20 protein-coding genes are annotated in these 18,944 nt (G+C 66.4%); 12 read left to right on the top strand and 8 right to left on the bottom strand.

The window, feature by feature from the left end; genetic code table 11:
• Positions 1-22: 22 nt before the first annotated feature.
• Entirely contained in the window at positions 23-877 is an 855-nt protein-coding gene (locus ACFV4K_RS03985) for an alpha/beta fold hydrolase (protein WP_379271889.1), read from the bottom strand.
• Between the two features lie 69 nt (positions 878-946).
• On the opposite strand from ACFV4K_RS03985, the gene ACFV4K_RS03980 reads away from it, so the two are divergent.
• Positions 947-1,807, top strand: a complete 861-nt coding sequence (locus ACFV4K_RS03980; protein ID WP_379271887.1) for an exodeoxyribonuclease III — start codon at positions 947-949, stop codon at positions 1,805-1,807.
• Positions 1,808-2,498: 691 nt separating this feature from the next.
• Here the strand turns inward: ACFV4K_RS03980 and ACFV4K_RS03975 are convergent.
• Entirely contained in the window at positions 2,499-3,029 is a 531-nt protein-coding gene (locus ACFV4K_RS03975; RefSeq protein WP_379271886.1) for a hypothetical protein, read from the bottom strand.
• Between the two features lie 219 nt (positions 3,030-3,248).
• Between ACFV4K_RS03975 and ACFV4K_RS03970 the strand changes: the two genes are divergently transcribed.
• The 3 genes from ACFV4K_RS03970 to ACFV4K_RS03960 are packed head-to-tail and all read left to right on the top strand — an operon-like array spanning position 3,249 to position 4,895.
• On the top strand, positions 3,249-3,578 hold the full coding sequence (locus ACFV4K_RS03970; protein WP_379271885.1) for a hypothetical protein: 330 nt from the start codon (positions 3,249-3,251) through the stop codon (positions 3,576-3,578).
• On the top strand, positions 3,559-4,068 hold the full coding sequence (locus ACFV4K_RS03965; RefSeq protein WP_379271884.1) for a DUF6879 family protein: 510 nt from the start codon (positions 3,559-3,561) through the stop codon (positions 4,066-4,068). The genes ACFV4K_RS03970 and ACFV4K_RS03965 overlap by 20 nt, the downstream gene beginning before the upstream one ends.
• Complete coding sequence (locus ACFV4K_RS03960) at positions 4,065-4,895, top strand: helix-turn-helix domain-containing protein (RefSeq protein ID WP_379271883.1); 831 nt, start codon at positions 4,065-4,067, stop codon at positions 4,893-4,895. Before ACFV4K_RS03965 ends, ACFV4K_RS03960 begins: the two co-directional genes overlap by 4 nt.
• Before the next feature lie 377 nt (positions 4,896-5,272).
• Here ACFV4K_RS03960 and ACFV4K_RS03955 read toward each other — a convergent pair whose 3' ends face one another.
• Entirely contained in the window at positions 5,273-6,778 is a 1,506-nt protein-coding gene (locus ACFV4K_RS03955) for a recombinase family protein (RefSeq protein ID WP_379271882.1), read from the bottom strand.
• A 114-nt stretch (positions 6,779-6,892) separates the two neighbouring features.
• Here ACFV4K_RS03955 and ACFV4K_RS03950 point away from each other — a divergent pair, with 114 nt between their 5' ends.
• The 3 genes from ACFV4K_RS03950 (at position 6,893) to ACFV4K_RS03940 (ending at position 9,151) form a co-directional block, all read left to right on the top strand.
• Entirely contained in the window at positions 6,893-7,393 is a 501-nt protein-coding gene (locus tag ACFV4K_RS03950; protein WP_379271881.1) for a ribonuclease domain-containing protein, read from the top strand.
• A complete protein-coding gene (locus tag ACFV4K_RS03945; RefSeq protein ID WP_379271880.1) occupies positions 7,394-7,915 on the top strand; it encodes a barstar family protein in 522 nt (173 codons plus the stop codon). It begins immediately after the preceding gene.
• Positions 7,916-8,026: 111 nt separating this feature from the next.
• Positions 8,027-9,151 carry a PQQ-binding-like beta-propeller repeat protein gene (locus tag ACFV4K_RS03940; protein ID WP_379271879.1) on the top strand — a complete coding sequence of 375 codons (1,125 nt, stop codon included), beginning with the start codon at positions 8,027-8,029 and terminating at the stop codon, positions 9,149-9,151.
• Here ACFV4K_RS03940 and ACFV4K_RS03935 read toward each other — a convergent pair whose 3' ends face one another.
• Positions 9,152-9,790 carry a TetR/AcrR family transcriptional regulator gene (locus ACFV4K_RS03935; protein WP_379271878.1) on the bottom strand — a complete coding sequence of 213 codons (639 nt, stop codon included), beginning with the start codon at positions 9,788-9,790 and terminating at the stop codon, positions 9,152-9,154. It abuts the gene before it with no gap.
• Between the two features lie 114 nt (positions 9,791-9,904).
• On the opposite strand from ACFV4K_RS03935, the gene ACFV4K_RS03930 reads away from it, so the two are divergent.
• The 3 genes from ACFV4K_RS03930 to yhjD all read left to right on the top strand — a co-directional run bounded on the left by ACFV4K_RS03930 (position 9,905) and on the right by yhjD (position 13,097).
• Positions 9,905-10,840: an oxygenase MpaB family protein gene (locus tag ACFV4K_RS03930; RefSeq protein ID WP_379271877.1), complete on the top strand. Its 936-nt coding sequence runs from the start codon at positions 9,905-9,907 to the stop codon at positions 10,838-10,840.
• A gap of 169 nt (positions 10,841-11,009) precedes the next feature.
• Positions 11,010-12,035, top strand: coding sequence for a tryptophan--tRNA ligase (trpS, locus tag ACFV4K_RS03925; RefSeq protein ID WP_379271876.1), 1,026 nt, complete (start codon positions 11,010-11,012; stop codon positions 12,033-12,035).
• A 30-nt stretch (positions 12,036-12,065) separates the two neighbouring features.
• Positions 12,066-13,097 (top strand): inner membrane protein YhjD, encoded by a 1,032-nt coding sequence (gene yhjD, locus ACFV4K_RS03920; RefSeq protein WP_379271875.1) that lies wholly within the window; start codon positions 12,066-12,068, stop codon positions 13,095-13,097.
• Here the strand turns inward: yhjD and ACFV4K_RS03915 are convergent, their stop codons facing one another.
• From ACFV4K_RS03915 to ACFV4K_RS03905, 3 genes are all read right to left on the bottom strand, one after another.
• The gene (locus ACFV4K_RS03915) at positions 13,098-13,553 is read right to left on the bottom strand and encodes a DUF6294 family protein (RefSeq protein ID WP_379271874.1); all 456 of its coding nucleotides are present in this window, start codon (positions 13,551-13,553) and stop codon (positions 13,098-13,100) included. It abuts the gene before it with no gap.
• Between the two features lie 97 nt (positions 13,554-13,650).
• Complete coding sequence (locus ACFV4K_RS03910) at positions 13,651-14,946, bottom strand: D-alanyl-D-alanine carboxypeptidase family protein (protein ID WP_379271873.1); 1,296 nt, start codon at positions 14,944-14,946, stop codon at positions 13,651-13,653.
• 18 nt (positions 14,947-14,964) lie between these two features.
• On the bottom strand, positions 14,965-15,636 hold the full coding sequence (locus ACFV4K_RS03905) for an ester cyclase (RefSeq protein ID WP_379271872.1): 672 nt from the start codon (positions 15,634-15,636) through the stop codon (positions 14,965-14,967).
• Between the two features lie 240 nt (positions 15,637-15,876).
• Between ACFV4K_RS03905 and ACFV4K_RS03900 the strand changes: the two genes are divergently transcribed.
• Together ACFV4K_RS03900 and ACFV4K_RS03895 are read left to right on the top strand one after the other, a co-directional pair.
• Positions 15,877-17,391, top strand: coding sequence for an MFS transporter (locus tag ACFV4K_RS03900; protein ID WP_379271871.1), 1,515 nt, complete (start codon positions 15,877-15,879; stop codon positions 17,389-17,391).
• Positions 17,381-18,001, top strand: a complete 621-nt coding sequence (locus tag ACFV4K_RS03895; RefSeq protein WP_379271870.1) for a TetR family transcriptional regulator — start codon at positions 17,381-17,383, stop codon at positions 17,999-18,001. The genes ACFV4K_RS03900 and ACFV4K_RS03895 overlap by 11 nt, the downstream gene beginning before the upstream one ends.
• On the opposite strand, the gene ACFV4K_RS03890 is transcribed toward ACFV4K_RS03895, so the two are convergent.
• Positions 17,998-18,888: a phenylalanine 4-monooxygenase gene (locus ACFV4K_RS03890; protein ID WP_379271869.1), complete on the bottom strand. Its 891-nt coding sequence runs from the start codon at positions 18,886-18,888 to the stop codon at positions 17,998-18,000. The genes ACFV4K_RS03895 and ACFV4K_RS03890 overlap by 4 nt on opposite strands.
• Positions 18,889-18,944: the final 56 nt, after the last annotated feature.

Below are 18,944 nucleotides of genomic sequence, written 5' to 3'. Positions count from 1 at the left end.
TCCGGCGCGGGGTTCCCCGGTCTCAGACCGCGCGCAGGCGGGTGCGGCTGGCGTACACGTGTTCCGCGATGAGTGTCGCGATCCGGTCCGGGGCCTCCAGCATCGGGACATGCCCGACATTGTGGACCAGGATGCGGTCCGTGGATTCGGGGAGTTCCTCGAGAAAACGCTTCGCGTACACGCGATTCGGGATGATCCGGTCCTTCTCGCACAGCAGCAGCCGCACCGGCGTGCTCAGCGCGGACAACTGCTCGAGGGCGGGGAAACGCAAGCCGCTCACCAGCATCGGCAGCATGGCCCGGCAGTTGAGGGCCGAGGTGATGACCGCCTCGAGCCCGGCCCGCGAGGCCGCCTCGGTGTTCTTGGTGAGCAGCATGGCCACCGCCTGCCGGATGAGGCCGCTGTAGGTGATCGCGTCGGGCAGACGCTTGCCGATCTCGACGAACGGCACCATCGACGCGAATTTCAGCCCCACCCGCAGTTGCAGCAGCGACGAGGATTGCCAGCCGCCTGCGGGCGCGATCGCCGTGAGGGTGCGGGCCCGGCCGCGGCGGGCGAGTTCGAAGCCGACCCAGCCGCCGAGCGAATTGCCCGCGATATGGCAGGTGCGCCAGCCCATCTCGTCGAGCTGGTCCTCGATATTGTCGGCAAGGGCGCTGATATCGATGAACCAGCCGTCGAGTTCGGGTCCGCCCCAATGTCCGGTGAAGGCGGGAGCGAACACTTCGCAATGGCCGGCCATACGTTGCGCGACCTGCTCCCAGCAATGCGGGGACATCATGAATCCGTGCAGGAGGAGCAGTGGTTCACCGGAGCCGGTGTGAAGGGCCCGAACGGGCGCGCGCGGGGTGGAGGGCTTGGCGGTGCCTGACGTCATCGTCGTCACCCCTTCCTGGACCTCGATGTCCGTGAAGAGAGTCGGTAAGGCGCATTGTACGGTCGTGAAGTGGCGAAAATCATCAGTACGTGCAACGTGAACGGAGTGCGTGCCGCCTCGGGCAAGGGACTGCTCGAGTGGCTGGCCGCTACCGAGGCCGATATCGTCTGTCTGCAGGAGACCCGGGCAACCGATGAGCAAACGCGTAGCGCACTAGCGCCCGCGCTGGACGCCGGATGGTTCCTCAGCCATGCCGAGCCCGGTCTGAAGGGCCGGGCGGGCGTGGCCATCCTGTCCCGGCATCAGCCGGACGCGGTGCGGATCGGGGTCGGCCTGCTCACCGACGGAACCTGGTCGCCCGTCGAGGAATTCGCCACCCTGGGTCGCTATGTCGAGGCCGATTTCGGGGACCTCACCATCGCCAGCGTCTACGTCCACACCGGCGAGGCCGACACCCCGATGCAGGACGAGAAGTACCGCTTCCTCGACGCCATCGGCACGCGCATGCTGGCCCACCCCGGCGAGTTCGTGATCATGGGCGACTGGAACGTGGCGCACACCGAACTCGATATCAAGAATTGGAAGGGCAACGTCAAGAACGCGGGCTTCCTGCCGCAGGAACGCGCGTGGGTGTCGTCCATGCTGGCCGCCGGATACGCCGACGTGGTGCGCGACCTGCACCCGGGCGTGCCGGGACCGTACAGCTGGCACTCCTACCGCGGCCGCGCGTTCGACAACGACGCCGGGTGGCGGATCGATTGGGTTTTACAGAAGAAGAGTAGCAGGTCACAGGCGTTGTCTGCACGTGTGGAGCGTGCAGCTACCTACGCCGAACGCTGGTCCGACCACGCGCCGGTGACGGTGGAGTTTGATCACAGTTTGACCAGGAGCCATGCCGAGCAAGAGATGGTGCTCACCGGAGCTGTGTAGCGAACCGGGGTACCAGGTGTTCCCGGGTGCCCCGACTCGGATTCAGTCTCACGGCTGGCCGCAGCGTCGCCGTGGAGCGAGAAGCGGCGTCAGTGCACGGATGACGGCGGGCCTCTGTTCCGGCGGTACGCCCTTCAAGGCGTACACAGCGATGATCACCTTGGCCATTGCGTTTGGGACAGAAGCCATTGCTACCGCGACAAGAATCCCCACAGGATGCATCGGGTTCGACTCTCCTTGCTCATGGCAAGGCTCACCGAGTCGGCATGCCGACCGACTTGGACGAGCCTTGCCAGGTTGCAAGTCTCCGCAGATGGGGCTGTTGACAGGCTAGCGCTCCAAGTGCGTGGCTGCGGAGCCAAACGCGAAGAACCCCTGAATATCTCCGGTGTTCAGGGGCTCCCCCTGGAGGTTGAAGACCTCAGCACGGTTGCGTTAGGGGCCGGGTCTTCCGCGAGGTGCGTTCAGCTGTCTACCGGTTCACCTCCTCCCTGGGGTTCCTGAGCATCAGAGTGGTCTTAGGCGTTAGCGATGTCTCGAAGCTCTTCCCGCAGTCCAGGTACGTGTGCCCGAAACCGCGCCAGCCAGCCGCAAGCGTCAGCGCACCGAGCATGAAGGCACCGACTATCGAAGCGACCGTTTCGCCGACGTACCCAAACCGGAACATCCACCTGCCTGCCGTGCCCACCGCCTAGGCACCGTCCGCACGTGCGGGTGGCAGGTCACGCAGCGGCGGCATCACTCGCCGGGCGTAGGTCTCTTCCGGGTTCACGGTGATCACGTCGAGTTGCTGAACCAGCGTCCCTGGTACTTCGCCACCCTCGAAGTGCTCCGGGCTGGGCACGATAACTGCTTCGGCGTCCAACCGGGTTGCTTGTGCCCGGAGCCGGGCCAAGGGCGGTCGTCCGAACTTGGGGTCAAACACAACCATGTCCGCGAAGTCGTAGCCGAGGCGTGTTGCGAGCTTCCGGATTTGGCTCTGGTCCCACAGCTGAGCGACGCCGGACACGTCGGTTCGCAGGTATCCCAAACATGTTGGTTTCCAACGCATTACAGTCCCTTGGTCTTGATGCCCGTCTAGGGCTTTGTGCCCGTTGATCTCGAGATAGAACCCGCAGTAGTCGTCTGCTTCGTCTCCGTACGACTGGAGTTCGAGCACACCGCCGGGGAACTGGATCAGCCGTGTGCGTCTTCCGGGGTCTGGTTCGTCTTGCTCAGTCACGGCTGCCTCCCTGGGTCGCTACTGAGGCACCCGGGACCGGGTCAACTGAACTGGTCCCCGAACGCCATAGACCGACGCTACGAAGCGGCATATCCGCAGGTCCACGATCTTGCTCAATCGTGCACATTTCAGATTTATCCAGGCCACAGCTAGCAGGGTTGAGCCACAATCGATTTACCGCGTGCAACAACGAGCACGGTTCACAGGGAGGAACGACCGATGTCGTTACGTTTTCTGGGCAAAGGCGGAAGCACCAACAACGGATGCCCTACCTTGCTGGCAGACGACCAGGACCGGTACGTAGTCCAGGCGTGGAAGACCGACCGGGCCGATACTGTCGAGCTGCCTCACCTGTTGCTCGGCTTCTTGGAGCCGGACACCTTCATCGGTGCCACACTGACCGACACCGGCCGGGGGACGTTCAAGCTCACCGGCCGACCGGTTACCGATGACGAGACGTTGAGCCAGTTGACGATTGCCGAGGACGAGACCGTGATCCTGGTGCCGAAGCGAGAGAGGACGTTCTACGGTGCGGCTAGTCCCCGATGAGGGTTTCCCGGATTTGCTTCGGACCTGCAAGCGGGAAGCGTTCCACCTCGAGGTACTCGACTCGTACGCCGAACCGTACGAGCACGAACCGCTGAGGCGGTTCCTTGTGGGCGAGCAAGACGATTACGCCTGGTTCCAGTCCTGGGCACAGCTTGTACAGGAAACCGCCGGCCGCGGCGTAGCGGTCACCCGGGTTCGGATTGTCACTGAGCCTCACGCCGACTACACCCGGTTCGCTCTGAAGGTTGCAGAGCTGAATACCCAAGCGGGGGAGGACATCCGGTACCTGCCCCGGCATCTCGCCGGGGAAGTACCACCGGATGACTTCTGGCTTTTCGACGATGAGCTAGTGATCTTCTCGGCGTTCGGGGAACCCGGAGGCTGGTCGGGCGCGGTCACCACCGACCCACACATTGCAGCGTACTGCAATCAACTCAAGCAACGGTTCTGGTCGCTCGGCGTCCCGTACGCGGAGTACATCAGTCGGTGACGGAATCTCTTCATCAACAGCGCGAATCTCTCGGGGCACGGCTCCGGGAGATTCGTTTTCATGCTGGGCTGAGCGGCGCTGAGCTTGCGCGCCGGAACCGTTGGGACGCTAGCAAGGTGTCCAAGATCGAGTACGGCAAGATCAAGCCGTCTCGTGAAGACCTCGAAGCGTACTGCAGAGACTGCGGCGCTGAAGACCAGTTAGCCGACCTGATAGCCACCCGGCAGAACATCGATACCGCCTATCTGGAGTGGCGGAAGGTGTTGAGCACTGGAACCCGGCGGCGGCAGCAAGCTTCGATCACGTGGGAGTCAGAGGCTCGGATACTCCGCTGGTATGAGCCGGTGCTGATTCCGGGGTTACTCCAGACTGCGGACTATGCCGCTGGAATCCTGCGGAAAGTGATCGAGTTCCAGCAGATTCCCGACGATCTGGATCAGGGTGTATCGAAGCGGATGGAGCGCCAACAGGTGCTGTATCAGCGAGATCACCTGTTCCACTTCGTGATTGCCGAACAAGCGTTGTACACCACTGTTGGCGACGATCAGACCATGGCGGGGCAGATGGACCGGCTTCTGGCTGTCCAGGGGATGCCCCGGGTGACCTTGGGCATCGTTCCGCGTACCGCGCCGTTCGAAACGGCAATCACTGGGTTCGTGATGTTCGATTCAACAAAGGTCTTGGTTGAGGGAATCACGGCAGAACTGAGCATCACCCAGCCTCGAGAGATCAAGGTCTATCACCGAACCTTTGATGTCCTGGCGAACCAGTCCGTAACCGGTGAAGCCGCTCGTACCTTGATCAGTAAGGCTGTGGAGTCTCGCTGAGCGCTCGGATGATGTTGACTCTGCCGTTTCCAAACGTATTGAGCGGCAACAGTTTCTGTATCGAGGTAACCGGCGGTTCCATATCCTGATCGGGGAGTAGGCGCTCCGAGCGACAGTCGGTACTCGCGAGGTAATGAACGGGCAGCTCGATCGGCTGTTAGCCGTGGGGTTGCCCGGGTGTTACTCGGGATCGTTCCGGCCGAGTTGACCATCACCCAGCCTAGGGAGATTGCGCTGTACGCCCGTACGTTCGAGACTCTCGCCGACCAGTCTGCCACTGGCGACGCTGCGCGGGTACTGATCCGTAAGGCCCTGGACGCTCGCTAGGGGTTTTGCGGACATGGAGGGTGAGGATTCTTTACACGCTCAACTTCCCGTCAGCTGACGTTTAGTGCCTCGAGTATCTCAGCAGGGACAAACAGCCTGGCGTTCACCGGCTGCAGTGAGTGCATGTACAACCGGATGCCAGCCTTCAAGAGCAAGGCTCTGCCCTCGCCACGGTTCATACGCAGGTACGCGTCGGCGTAGGTTTCACCGGTAGGTTCGTGCACATACCGGGCTTCACGACGGGGCAGAGACTGAAGCCGCTTGCGCTTGTCCACCAGGGAGCTCAGTCGATCCTGGTAATCCCCTTGGCCCCCGTCGTAGTCGTAGAGCCCTATGTCGAACTCGTCCCGGACCGAGGTCATGGCCCGGGCAACTGCATCGAGTTCGTCCGCATAGTCTTCGCCGGGGACGAACTTCCGTTCGGTCACCGGCAAGTCTGCGAGCTCGGAGCACACGAGTTCATCCAAGAGCTCATGGGTAGCCGACTCCAGGAACGTATACCCGATGCACCTGGGCTTGCCGGTCTTCGGCACGCACCTGTAGTACGAGTAGGTCTTGCTGTTCTGGTTCACGGTGGCAACTCGATACAACCGGTCTTCACAGTTGCCGCAGAACACGATTCCCAGTAACGGTGCCGCACCGTGCGACCGCTCACGGGTGCGTGAGCGGGTCTTCAACCCGTCTTGGATCTGTGCCCACTCCTCATCGGTGAAGATGCCCTTAGGCGTGTACCGGATAGGACTTCCGTCTGCGCCACGGGCAAGCCTGCGCTCTTTGACAGAGCGGCCAACGAGCTTGAACCCTTGTGTAGCAGGAGATTTCAGAATCTTACCGACACTGGATTGGTTCCAGGTGTCGGACACCTCGGTCTTCCTGCTGGTGCCGGGCTTGAAGTAGTACCGGGCAGGTGTCGGGAACCCGTCAGCGGTAAGTCGTGCGGCTATCTCCCACTGTGACTTTCCTGCGATAGTCATGTTTCCCATGATCTTCACCGCCTCGGAGGTCACAGGGTCAATCTCCAAAGTCTTGCCGCCTCTGGGATGGTCAACGATCCGGTATCCATACGGGGGCTGGCCTCCAGGCCACCGGTCCATCTTCCGTAGTGCGGTATGTGAGTCTTTGACGCGGGTAGATAGCGTGCCGGCCTCCAGCTCGCCGAGCGCGGCAATGATCGTTGCCATGGCCTTGCCGAACGGAGTCGCAAGGTCGAAACCCTCAGTGGCAGAGATCAAGGTCTTCGGGGGCTGCTGGTGCTCGCACCAGTCGATCAGGTTCGCGAGATCGTTCGAGGACCGCACCAGCCGGTCGAGTCTCCACACAACGATCGCATCGAACTCGTGTGATCGGTTCTTCAACCAGTTGCCAAGCTCTGGCCGGTCGAATGGTGAGTACTTGGTGGCGGACACGTCCAGGTCCGTCGCTACCCCTGCTTCGGTCCAGCGTCGGGCCTGAACCACGGCTCGGCCGTGCTCGAGCTGTCGCTCTGGTGACGTAGATTCGTCTGTCATGACGCTTAGCCGCGCGACCAGCAGCGCTCGGGGTGTTGGTTCCTTCACCGGAGTTCCTCCCTGCTTACGGGGCCAATCGGATTGTAAGACAGAGTCAATTCGACCGACTGTCGATTACCGGAATGTCCGGTCCGACCACGCGCCGGTGACGGTGCAGTACCGATGAAGAAGCTGTCGAAGAAGTCGAGCGCCTGGCTGACGCTGGGCGTCGCGATCCTGCTCTTGCTGGTGGCCTTCCTCGCCAATCGCGCCAACAACGATCATCCGGGGGACACGAGCAGCGCCAAGCCCGTCGCCACCTCAACGGTCCGGACCACCGCCAAGCCGGGCGGCGCGACCCCGGCTCCGGCCGACCAGGCCGCGTCGCCGTCCAAGGTCGCGGGCGTGCCCGACCGGGCCTACGCGACCCTGGTGGAGATCGATGCCGGACGCTGGCCCGACTCGGCCGATTCGCCCGGCACCAAAGGCGGTGACACCTGGCAGAACCGGGACGGCAGCCTGGCCCGCAAGGACGCCGCCGGGAAGGCCATCACCTATCAGGAATGGGATGTGAATCCCAAGCAGCGCGGCCAGACCCGCGATGCCGAACGCATCATCACCGGCAGCGACGGTTCGGCCTATTACACGGGGGACCACTACAAGACCTTCACGAGGATGCGCTGAATGTCCGAGCCCACGCCGTTATCGCAGTTCCTCTCCGCCCCCACCGCCACCGAGATCTCCGATAGCGCCGCGCGCTCGGCCGCCCACGTTCCCGTCCTGGGCGTGCTGCCCGTCGGCGCGGCCGAGTTCTCGGGCGTCCGCTACCGGATGCCGGACGGCTACCTGTGCCGGGAACTGCGCGGCCGCAAGATGCGCACGGTCGCCGAGGTCTTCGACGAGTTCGCCGCGGCCTTCCAGTTCCCGTACTACTTCGGGGAGAACAAGGACGCCTTCGACGAATGCCTGCGCGACCTCGACGATTTCGTCGGCGCCGCACCGGGATACGTGGTGGTCATCCGCAATGCGGCCCTCATGCTCGACCGGCAGCCGGACGAACGCGACTGGTTCGCCGAGGCCATGACCGACTGCGCCGCCATCTGGGCCGGCCGCGGCATCCCGTTCCGCGTCGTCCTCCAGGACGCCACCCCGCCCGGCCTCCCGGTGATCCCCCTGTCCCTGGATCCGGAACCCGCCGCTTCGTGAATCCCGACCGCCCGGCCCGTTCGCTTCGACAAGGCCGGGCGGTTTCGTATTCGGGCGGGGCCGGTTGGACCTATAGTCGCTGACAGTGTGTCGAGCGAGTAGGGAACAGGTGTGATCGAGCGTCGGAATGTGTTGCGGGGCGGGGTGATTCTGGCGACCGCGGGGGTGCTGGCCGCGTGCGGGACGCCGCGGCGGGAGCGCGCGACCGCGGCGTCGGGCAGCGTGGCCTGGGAATACAAGGTCGACAGCGCGGTCAAAGGGGTGCGGTACGGGGCCGGGACGGTCGTGGCCGAATCCGACTCGACGCTGACGGGGATCGACGCCAAGGCCGGGCGGGAGTTGTGGCGGCTGCCGATCACGACGCCCGGTATCGGGCAGCGGTCCTGCCTGTGGAACGGGGCGCTGGTGGTGCCCGGAGCCGAACCCGACGCGGCCGGGGACCGGGTGGTGGCCGTGGATCTGGCGTCCGGGCAACGGAAATGGGCCTTCGACGCGCCCGAGGGCGTGACGGTCGCCGGAGCGTACGGGGTTCGGGACCAGGTGCTGTACCTGATCGCGACCGAACACGGCGGCAAGGGGCGCGAAGCGTGGGCCGTGGACATGGCGAGCAAGACGGTCCGCTGGCGGGTGTCCTGCGAGAGTGACGGGCTGACGGTGCCCGAGAGCGGTTCGCTGCTGTACAACCGGAAGCCGGGCAGCGGCGGCGATATCGTCGCGCTCGACCGCGAGACCGGCGAGACGGCCTGGTCGCGGGCGGGCGACAGTGCGGTCTCGGCGAGCACCATCGCTTCCGGCCTGGTCAAGGGCGCGGTACTGGCCAGCGACGGCGCGCACACCGTGTCCGGCCTCGACCCGAGAACCGGTGCGGCGCTGTGGACCACACCCGCCCTGCCCTACGCGGCCGGCGCGGTCTTCGGCTCCGGCGACGCCTACTTCCTCTGCGACGGTTCGAAACTGCACGCCATGAGCCCCGGCGGCGACACCTCCCCGCTGTGGAGCCTCACCGTCTCCGACAAGGGCGACGCCGTCGACGCCGCCGGTTACGGTTCCGCGGGCTCCTTCTACCTGCTGGCCGCCCGCTCTCTGCGCGCCATCGACGCCCGCACCAGCAAAATCCGCTGGATGCAGTCGATTCCGGACAAGCCGGGCCAGGAGGTCCACTTCGCCGTCGGCGATACCCACTGCTACGTGGAATCCGCCGCCGATTCCGCGACGGTCACCGCCATCGCGCGCTGATCAGCGCCGCAGTCCGCGGGCCAGGTCCTCGCCGAGCAGGACGAAGATGTCGGTGGTGGCGTCGACCAGGTCTTCGCGGGTCATGGGGAGATCGCCCTGGAGCCAGGCGGAGAGGGTGTGGACCAGGCCGCCGACCAGGTAGTTGGCGCGGAAGCCGATCAGGGCGTCGGGCTCGGCCTCGGCGATGCCGTAGAAGTCGATGCCCTCGGCGGCCACCAGATTCGCGAACGCCTTGATGGTGTGGGTTGTGCGGGTGCGCAATTCGGGGGTGGCGGTGCTGACGGCCAAGGCCACCCGGGCCTTGCGGGGGTCGTCGGTGAGGACGCCGATGCCGGCGGTGATGGCGGCGTGCGCCTTGGCGCGGGTGTCGTCGGGGGCGGCGTGCAGGCCCGCGATCAGGGCGGCGGCCAGTTCCTCGGCGATGGTGTCGAACAGGGCCGACAGCACGGCGTCGCGGCCGTCGAAGTTCTCGTAGTAGTAGCGCTCGTTGAGGCCCGCGCCGGTGCACAGCGCGGAGACGGTGAGTTTGTCGAGGCCCTGGGTGCCGAGGATGTCGAGGGCCGCGCCGATCAGGGCGGCGCGGCGCTGGGTGCGCCGCTCGTCGGCGGAGACGCCGCCGTAGGTCCGTTGCCCGGTCACGAACCGATTCTGGCACGGGAGCGATTCTGGCAGAAGGCCTTGCCAGAATCTGTCATCTGGGGGACTCTGTTTCCAGATGTGGTGGCGGCCATCACACCGGACCGGGAGGCGACGATGCCTGCACAGAGTGGCTACTTCTCCGACGACTCGATGATCCGGCGGGTCATGCGCAAACGCGCGGTCGGAGTCACCTACGGCCAGCGGGCGCTGGTCATCGGCGCGGTGCATCCGCTGCTCTACGTCGGGACCGCCGAGAACACCCAGCACCGGACCACCCCGTACACTCGCCTGGCCCTCACCGGCCGCCTGTTCGAGGCCGTCTCCCTGGGCACCCGCGAAGAAGCCGACCGCGCACGGGAGTTCACCCGCAAGCGCCACGCCCCGGTCGAGGGCGCGCTGCCCGAGTCCGCGGGCACGGCCAACCCGGCGGGCACCCGCTACTCCGCCAACGACCCGCACCTGATGTTCATGACCATGGCCTTCACCTTCGACTCCGCCGAGGCCATGCACGATCTGCTGGTCCGCCGCCTCACCCCGACCGAGCGCGAGAGCCTCTACCAGGACTACGTCCGCTGGGGCGAACTGTTCGGCATGCCGCGCATCGCCGCCCCCTACACCTACCGCGAATTCCGCGACTACTTCGACGGCTACCTGGCCTCCGCCGAACCCCACCTCACCGACGAGGCCAAGCTGGTCGGCTCCTACCTGATGGGCCAGCGCGTCCCCCACCCCCTCCCGATGCCCGCCCAACAGGCCCTCTCGGGCTTCTCCCTCCTCGTCCAGGGCAGCCTCCCCGCCCGCATCCGCGACATGTACGACCTCCCCTGGGGCCTCCGCGAAGAAGTCGCCTTCCGCGCCCTGGCCCGAGCCGTCCGCACCGCCCACATCACCCCACCCCTGCTCGGCAACCCCCTCAACGCCCCCATGACCGGCCCCAGCTACCCCCTGTACAAGCTGGTCACCCGACGCGAACAGCGCCTGATCGGCTCGGGCCGGGCCAGCATGCCGGGGGTGGATCCGCGGTCGTACTCGGACAGAATCGGTGCGTGACCGGCCCGTAGGAGAAGACCCCGAGGTTCGCGGCCGTCCCGATTCTGGACTGCGGCTCGAGAGACCTCCGCCTTGGAGCGGGGGAGCGAAGCGGAGGAGGGAAGAATCGGGACCAGGGGCCGCGAACCCGCCCCGGAGCGCGGCGGAGGGGCAAATTAAGCTCGGGTGCATGTCGAGTCCTGAAGCGACCGCTGAGCGTAAGCAGCGGGTACTGTCCGGAATCCAGCCCACCAGCGATTCCTTCCACCTCGGCAACTATCTTGGCGCGCTGCAGTATTGGGTGCGGCTGCAGGACGATTACGACGCCTTCTACTTCATCCCGGACCTGCACGCGATCACCGTGCCGCAGGATCCCAAGGAGTTGCGCCGCCGGACCAAGGTGTCGGCGGCGCAGCTGCTGGCGCTGGGCGTCGACCCCAAGAAGTCGACGCTGTTCGTGCAGTCACAGGTGCCCGAGCACGCCGAGCTGACCTGGGTGCTGAACTGCATCACCGGCTTCGGTGAGGCGAGCCGGATGACCCAGTTCAAGGACAAGTCGGTCAAGCAGGGAGCCGACAACGCCACGGTCGGCCTGTTCACCTACCCGGTGCTGATGGCCGCCGACATCCTGCTCTACCGGGCCCAGCTGGTGCCGGTCGGCGAGGATCAGCGCCAGCATTTGGAGCTGACCCGAAACCTGGCGCACCGCTTCAACACTCGCTACAAGAAGACCTTCGTGGTGCCCGAGCCGCACATCGTGACCGGCACCGCCAAGATCTACGACCTGCAGGACCCGACCTCGAAGATGAGCAAGTCGGCGGCCTCGGACTCGGGCCTGCTGAGCCTGCTCGACGACCCGAAGGTCTCGGCCAAGAAGATCCGCTCCGCGGTCACCGACACCGAGCGCGAGATCCGCTACGACCCGGAGACCAAGGCGGGCGTGAGCAATCTGCTGGTCATCCTCAGCTCGCTCACCGACACTCCGATCGTCACGCTCGAACAGGACTACGCCGGCAAGGGCTACGGTGACCTGAAATCGGATACCGCCGACGCGCTCATCGAGTTCGTGACACCGCTGCGCGCGAAGGTGCAAGAATACATGTCTGACCAGGGTGAACTCGATCGTGTCCTCGCCGCCGGAGCCGAGCGGGCACGGGAGGTCGCCGGGCGGACTCTCGCGCAGGTGTACGACCGGGTGGGGTTCCTCGCCCGCTGACCCGGCCGCCGCGCGCCCAGGTGTGCGGAGGTGGCGGTGTTCGGGAATCTCGTCGACGACGTCGAGACGTGGATCAGGACGCAGATCCGGCGACGGCCCTGGCTCGACCATATGGTCCGGGCCGGCGGCCGGTATCAGCGGCAGCGCGGCGACTACTACGCCGCGGGCATCACCTATTTCACGGTGCTGTCGCTGTTCCCGCTGCTGATGGTGGGATTCGCGGTGGCGGGCTTCGTGCTGTCACGGAATCCGCAGTGGCTCACCGATATCCAGCACAAGATCGTCGAGAACATTCCGGGCGAGGCGGGCAGCTCGATCAACGATCTGATCCACCAGGCCGTGAATTCGCGGGCGAGCGTGGGCACCATCGGTCTGCTGGCCGGCGCGTACGCCGGTCTCGGCTGGATCGCCAACCTGCGGGCCGCGCTCACCGAGCAGTGGGACCAGCCCAGCAAGAAGCGAAACTGGTTCGTATCCAAGGCGTCCGACCTGCTGGCGCTGATCGGGTTGTTCCTGGCCATCCTCGTCTCGCTGGGCCTGTCGGTGCTGGCGTCGAGCGGGCTGATCAGGAGCCTGCTGGATCGGATGCACATCCATCAGACGGCATGGATGACAGCGCTGCTCACACTGGTGTCGCTGCTGCTCGCGGTCCTCGCCAACTGGGCGGTCTTCGCGTGGATGATCGCGCGGCTGCCGCTGCACCCGGTCACCTTCCGCAGCGCGGCCCGCGCGGCCCTGATGGCCGCGGTGGTGTTCGAGGCGTTCAAGCAGCTGGCCACGATCATCCTGCGATCGGTGGTGAACGGCCCGGCGGGTGTGGTGTTCGGTCCGATCATCGGGCTCATGGTGTTCAGCTACTTCACCGCCCGGATCATCCTGTTCGCCACCGCCTGGGCCGCCACCGCCTCGGACAACGAAGTGGCCGAGGATATTCCGGCGCCCGCCCCGGCGGTCATCCGGCCGCGGGTGACGGCGGCGGGGTTTCCGGCGGGAGCGGGTGCGGCGTGGTTCGGGGCGGGAGCGTTTGCGGGAGTGCTGCTTTCGATGCTGCGCCGTCGCTGACTAGCAGTGGCTGCGCAGGTTCATCTTGGCGACGAGCGGGTAGAAGTTCTTGTCGAACGAGCCCTCCGCGAACCAGCGATACTGCTTGTGCTTGTCGGGCAGGTTCTGGGCGAACTTCGCCTGGTCCTGCGCATCGTAGAAGTGCACATTGCGCAGCGCGGTCAGCACCGCGCCCCTGCTGTCGCGCAGTTCCGCCCACATCAGCCAGGCGTCATTGTTGCTCGACGAGGTGACGGTGCCGTCGAACCAGGCGTGCCCGTCGGAGTCGATGGTCCACTTGGCGCCGCCGAACAGGGTGCAGTCGCCGCTGTGCAGGTCGTGGTCCCAGGAGTACCACTTCTGGGCGGCCGCGGACGCGGGCCCGGCGGAGGTGGTGGCGCCGAAGACGCCGAGGGCGAGCACCGCGGCGGCCAGCGGGGCCAGGCGGCGCAGGCGGGAGCTGCGGGTGGTTTTCATGGTGGGGTCCCCTCCAGAGTCGTGACCGGGATTCCGGCGTGTGACCACTGTGCGAGGACCCACCAACGGGGTACCAATGACGGACCAACGGCCGCGATCAGCGGCGGCGGCTCAGCCTCCGCGCCGCCAGCAGCAGCGCCACGACCAGGAAGACGCCGCCGACGATGAGTACGGTCCGCAGATTCTGATGGTCACCCGCACCGGTGTCCGACTCCGGGGCGGCCTCCGACTGCGGCGCGGGCGGACTGGCCAGTGCCACCGAGGGATTCGCCGCGGCGGACCCGTCGGGCATGGTGCCGATACTCGCCCCGGCCGGGAGCGTGTGGGCCCAGTCGAGCAGTTTGGCCGCCTGTTCCCACGGCCGGAACGGCCGCACGTCCGCCTTGAGCAGGCTCACCACATAGCGGCGGCCATTGCGTTCGGCGGCCGCCACGAAGGTCTGCCGGGCGTCGTCGGTGTAGCCGGTCTTGCCGCCGATCGCGCCGTCGTACTCGAAGAGCAGATGGTTGTCGTTGGCGATGGGGAAGCCGGGATGATCCTTGTCGCCGGGGATCTTCGGGTCGGCGGGGAAGCCGGGGAAGTCCACCTGCTCGGTGTGGATCAGTTCCGCGAACAGCGGCAGCGTCATGGAATGCCGGAACAGCATGGCCAGGTCGTGGGCCGAGGTGCTCATGCCCGGCCCGTCCAGTCCGGACGGGGTGGCGGCGCGAGTGTCGAACGCCTGCAACTGTTTCGCCATCGCGTTCATCTTCGCGACGGTGGCGTCGTCCCCGCCCAGCTGGGTCGAGATGGCATGCGCCGCATCGTTTCCCGACGCCATGATGAGTGCCTGGAACAGCTGCTTGTTGGTGTACTTGCCGCCCGGGCCGATGCCGACCCGGGTGCCGTCGGCGTTCGCGTCGTCCTGGGTCCCGGTCACGACGGTGTCCAGTCCCAGGGCCGGGATCGCCACCGCCGCCAGCAACACCTTGATGGTGGAGGCGGGGCGATACCGGCCGTGTGGATCCTTGGCCGCGAGGACCGCGCCGGAGTCCAGGTCCGCCACCTCCCACGCCGTCGCCGAAATCCCTTCCGGCAGCGGCGCGGCCCCCGCGGGCAGGATCACCCCGCACCCGCCCAGCCGCTTGCCCCCGATGGGCGGATCCGGGATCGGCAGGGCCGCCGGCGCCTTCTGCCCGGGTTCGGGCACCTCGGAGGAGTCGATGGGGGACGGCGGCGTGGTCTTGTTCGGGCAGTCGTCGGTATTGGGGGTGGTGAACGGCGTCGTGGTGGTGGTCGGCTCGGCTCCCGCGGTTCCCGGTAGCGCCGGCCCGAAGGTGGTGCCCGAGAACGCGGTGAGGCCCGTCGCGAGCGTCGCGGCGGCGAGAAGGCGCGAATACCTGCGGTTACTCATCGCGCCCGACTTTATCGCCTAGTTGGCGGAGTGGTTGACAGGGCAGCCGTGGGCGAGTGGGCCGAGCAGCTTGTTGTTGTCGTAGAAGTGCTCGAGTTCGACGATGCGCAGGTCCTCGGAGACCTTGGCGATGGTCACGCCGGTCATCTCGATGAGCTCGCCGGTGGGCTGGTGGCCCTTGTACTCGCCCTCGTAGCGACCCCAGTGACGCCACTTGAAGGTGACGGTCGGCGGGCCGGACAGCACCTCGAGGACCTCCCAGAAGAAGCCGCCGGGGAAGGCGGTGTGGAAGATCTTGTGCGAGGACTCGAAGTCCTCACCGGCGACGTCGTAGAAGGGGTTCTCGCCGATCAGGATGTTGTAGGACCCGATGCGCGCGAACTCCTCGGCGTCCTGCCACTGGCCGCCGTTGACGCGGCCGCGGTAGTGCTCGGCCACCAGGGAGACCCACTTGGCGGGGTCCTTCTTGTGCGAGACCTCCATCTCGAAGACCTTCACGAGCTCTTCGACGATGTGCTCCAACGAATCCGGCGCGTGCTGGGTGGTGCGCTCGACCGGGATGACTTCCTTGCTGAGGTGGTAGTCGGGCGCGCCCTCACGCCAGTCTTCCGGTGCGGCGGCGGCGATTACGGCGTCGCGGCCCTGCAGGTGCAGGGGGGTCTCGACGGATTCGGTTGCTTGGTCGGTCATTTCGTGCCTCACGTGTCCAGGCCCTTTGTGGGGTCGTCGATCTCGAAAACGGACCGCATGACGGTAACAGCAGTGAGATGCCTTGTCGCGACGAGCATTTGAGACATCAGTACCAAAGGGCGGAATGGTGACACACCCCATTGCGGCCTCTCGGAGCCCATGACACGACAAGAATTGACAGTCTCTCCAAAATGAGAGACTCTCTCATTATCGAGAAACACTCAAATGATTGGAACTGTCATGAAAGCTGAGGGAGTGCGCCGCTGGCTGGCGCTGGGCGCCCTGGCCATCGCCATGCTGACCATCGGGCTCGATGTCACCGTCCTCACCGTCGCCCTGCCCACCCTGGCCACCGACCTGCACGCCGACACCTCCGCGCTGCAGTGGTTCAGCAGCGCGTACACCCTGGCCCTGGCCGCGTTCATGCTCCCGGCCGGCGCCCTCGGCGACCGGTACGGCCGCAAGAAGTTCCTGCTCGGCGCACTGCTGGTGTTCGGCGTGGCCGCCGTCGCCTGCGCCTTCGCCACCAGCTCCGGGCAGCTCATCGCCGGGCGCGTGGTGCTCGGGCTGGCCGCGGCCGTCACCATGCCGCTGTCCATGGCCGTACTTCCCACCCTGTTCCCCGAACCGGGGGAGCGGCAGCGGGCCATCACCATCTGGATCACCTCCACCGCCATCGGCCTGCCGCTGGGCCCGATTGTGGGCGGCTGGCTGCTGCAGCACTACTGGTGGGGCTCGGCCTTCCTGCTCAACGTGCCCATGGTGATCATCGGCGCCATCGCCGTGGCCCTGCTGGTGCCCGAATCCAGCAGCGAGCGCTCCTTCCGCATCGACCTGCCCGGCGCGCTGCTGTCCGCGGCCGGAATGCTCGGCGTCACTTACGGTTTCATTCGCTGCGGGCAGGAAGGCTGGGGCGATCCGGTGGCCTGGACCGCGATCGCCGCGGGCCTGGCGGTCGGCGCGGCCTTCGTGCTGTGGCAGCGTCGCACCCCGCACCCGCTGGTCGACCTCGACCTCTTCCGGGAACCCGGATTCCGCTGGGGCACCGTATTCATGATCCTGGTCAACTTCGCGATGTTCGGCCTGTTCTTCACCATGCCGCAGTACTTCCAGGCGGTGCTGGGCGCGAACACCCTGGGCAGCGGAGTGCGCCTGCTGCCGCTCATCGGCGGCCTGGCGGTCGGGTCCCGGCTGGTGGACCGGCTGCTGCCCAAGGCCGGGGTGCGAGCGGTGCTGGTGGCCGGATTCGTCCTGCTCGCAGCGGGTCTCGGACTGGCGGCGATGATCACCGTGCACACCGGATACGGATTCGCGGCCATCGGCCTGGTGCTGCTGGGCATCGGCATGGGCTTCGTGATGCCCGCCGCGATGGGCGCGGCCACCGACGACCTCACCCCCGAGCGGGCCGGCTCCGGCTCGGCCCTGCTGCAAGCCCTCCGGCAGGCGGGCGGTACTGTCGGCGTCGCCATCCTGGGCACCGTGCTCTCCACCCAATACCGTTCGGGCCTGGGGGAATTCGACCGCGCCCCGATCTCCGACGGCGTCAACGCCGGAGTCGGCGTGGCCCGCAAACTCGGCGACCCGGCGCTGCTGGCCCACGTGCAGAGCGCCTTCGTCGACGGCATGAGCGCGATGCTGTGGGTGTGCACCGCCATCTGCGCGGCGGCCGCGGTGCTGGCCGCTCTGGTGATCCGCCGGAAGGATCCGGTCGTGCTCGACGAACTCGATGCGGGACAATCGGTCCATGTCGGCTGAGACTGCCTCCGCGAGGCCCCCGGCCCCGGCGAAAGCCGCGGCCGGGGGTGGCCTGCGTGAACGGAAGAAGGAACGCACCCGTCGGACCATCCGCACCGAGGCGTTCCGGCTCTTCCGGGAGCAGGGCTACACCGAGACCACGGTCGAGCAGATCGCGGCCGCCGCCGACATCTCGCCGAGCACCTTCTTCCGGTACTTCCCATCCAAGGAGCAGGTGGCGCTGGCCGACGATCTGGACCCGCTGATGATCGCGGCCATCGAGCGACAGCCCCGGGACCTGTCGCTGCTGGCCGCGTTCAAGAAGGCCACCATCGAAGCCTTCGACTCGCTGAGCGCCGAGGAATTCGCGTTCGAGAAGGAACGCGTCCAGCTGCTGTATTCGGTGCCCGAGCTGCGTGGCGCGGTCGCCCAGGAAGTGCAGCGCAATATGTGGATGGTCGCCGACATCGCGGCGCGCTGGACCGGACGCCCGGCCGACGATTTCGAGGTGCTGGCCTTCGCGGGCGCGCTGACCGGCTCCATGATGGCCTTCATCGACCGTGATCCGTTCTCACCGGAGCGGATCGTCAGGGTCATCGACTTCCTGGAGGCGGGGATGTCCTCGCTCTAGACCGGTTTCACGCCCACCAGCCGCGCCACCGTGTCGTCGGTCATCGTCTCGAAGAACCCGCCCACCACGTCCTCGATCTCGGTGACCGACTCGGCGCAGTACAGCACCGGCTGATAGTGCGTGATGTCGTAGACGATGGTGCCCATGGCGTGGATGTCCAGCGGCCGCAGATCGGCGTCGCGGAACTCCTCGATCTCCCCGTACGAGGACAGCAATCCCGCACCGTAGCAACGCACTTCGCCGTGTTCGCGCAGCACCCCGAACTCGAGCGAGAACCAGAACACGTCGGCCAGGAACTTCAGCGCCCGCTCGGTCTCCAGCCGGGCCACCGCCGCGCCGACCGTCTCGTACAGGGCCGCGAAGCGCGGGCTCGCCAATTGATTGGCGTGGCCGAGGATTTCGTGGATGGCGTCCGGCTCGGGCGTGTACAGCGGCGCCGAGTGATGGCGAATGTACTGGGTGGAGTGGAAAGTCCGATCCGCGAAGGACCCGAAGAACTGCCGCAACGGCACCAGTCCGGCGGCGGGCGCGTACCGGAATCCGGTGAGCGGCACCAGTTTCGCGGTCACCTCGTCCAGTTGCGGAATGTGATCCGAGGGCAGCGCCAGCCGCTCGGCCGCCTCGATGACCTCCGCGCACGCGTACTTCGCCCGCTTGCGGGCCAGCTCGGCGGACGCGATCCGCCACACTTCCTGCTCTTCGGCGGTGTACTCGACGTGCGGCACCGGATCGCCCGGGCGGTACTCGAGGGCCATGGCCGCGATGGCATTGCGGCGGGTCCGGTACGCCGGATCGTGCACGCCCGGATGCTCGTCGCTCAAATGCACCGTCACATCGCCGTCGGCCCCCTTCGTGACCGGCGAGTACAGCTGGGCCTCGGTGAACATACTTCGATGCAAGCACCGCCCGGTGATCTAGACAACGAACGGCGGCCCAGCTGGTC

The organism is Nocardia sp. NPDC059764 (assembly GCF_042732555.1).
Lineage (GTDB): Bacteria > Actinomycetota > Actinomycetes > Mycobacteriales > Mycobacteriaceae > Nocardia.
The sequence above is the reverse complement of the archived record's forward strand: the minus strand, read 5'-3'. Positions and strand labels throughout refer to the sequence as shown.

What these genes read in the sequence shown, in the direction of transcription:
- ACFV4K_RS03985 (WP_379271889.1), bottom strand. Translation starts at nt 877, where the DNA reads ATGACGTCAGGCACCGCCAAGCCCTCCACCCCGCGCGCGCCCGTTCGG.
- ACFV4K_RS03970 (WP_379271885.1), top strand. Translation starts at nt 3,249, where the DNA reads ATGTCGTTACGTTTTCTGGGCAAAGGCGGAAGCACCAACAACGGATGC.
- ACFV4K_RS03950 (WP_379271881.1), top strand. Translation starts at nt 6,893, where the DNA reads ATGAAGAAGCTGTCGAAGAAGTCGAGCGCCTGGCTGACGCTGGGCGTC.
- ACFV4K_RS03945 (WP_379271880.1), top strand. Translation starts at nt 7,394, where the DNA reads ATGTCCGAGCCCACGCCGTTATCGCAGTTCCTCTCCGCCCCCACCGCC.
- ACFV4K_RS03930 (WP_379271877.1), top strand. Translation starts at nt 9,905, where the DNA reads ATGCCTGCACAGAGTGGCTACTTCTCCGACGACTCGATGATCCGGCGG.
- trpS (WP_379271876.1), top strand. Translation starts at nt 11,010, where the DNA reads ATGTCGAGTCCTGAAGCGACCGCTGAGCGTAAGCAGCGGGTACTGTCC.
- ACFV4K_RS03915 (WP_379271874.1), bottom strand. Translation starts at nt 13,553, where the DNA reads ATGAAAACCACCCGCAGCTCCCGCCTGCGCCGCCTGGCCCCGCTGGCC.
- ACFV4K_RS03910 (WP_379271873.1), bottom strand. Translation starts at nt 14,946, where the DNA reads ATGAGTAACCGCAGGTATTCGCGCCTTCTCGCCGCCGCGACGCTCGCG.
- ACFV4K_RS03905 (WP_379271872.1), bottom strand. Translation starts at nt 15,636, where the DNA reads ATGACCGACCAAGCAACCGAATCCGTCGAGACCCCCCTGCACCTGCAG.
- ACFV4K_RS03900 (WP_379271871.1), top strand. Translation starts at nt 15,877, where the DNA reads ATGAAAGCTGAGGGAGTGCGCCGCTGGCTGGCGCTGGGCGCCCTGGCC.
- ACFV4K_RS03895 (WP_379271870.1), top strand. Translation starts at nt 17,381, where the DNA reads ATGTCGGCTGAGACTGCCTCCGCGAGGCCCCCGGCCCCGGCGAAAGCC.
- ACFV4K_RS03890 (WP_379271869.1), bottom strand. Translation starts at nt 18,888, where the DNA reads ATGTTCACCGAGGCCCAGCTGTACTCGCCGGTCACGAAGGGGGCCGAC.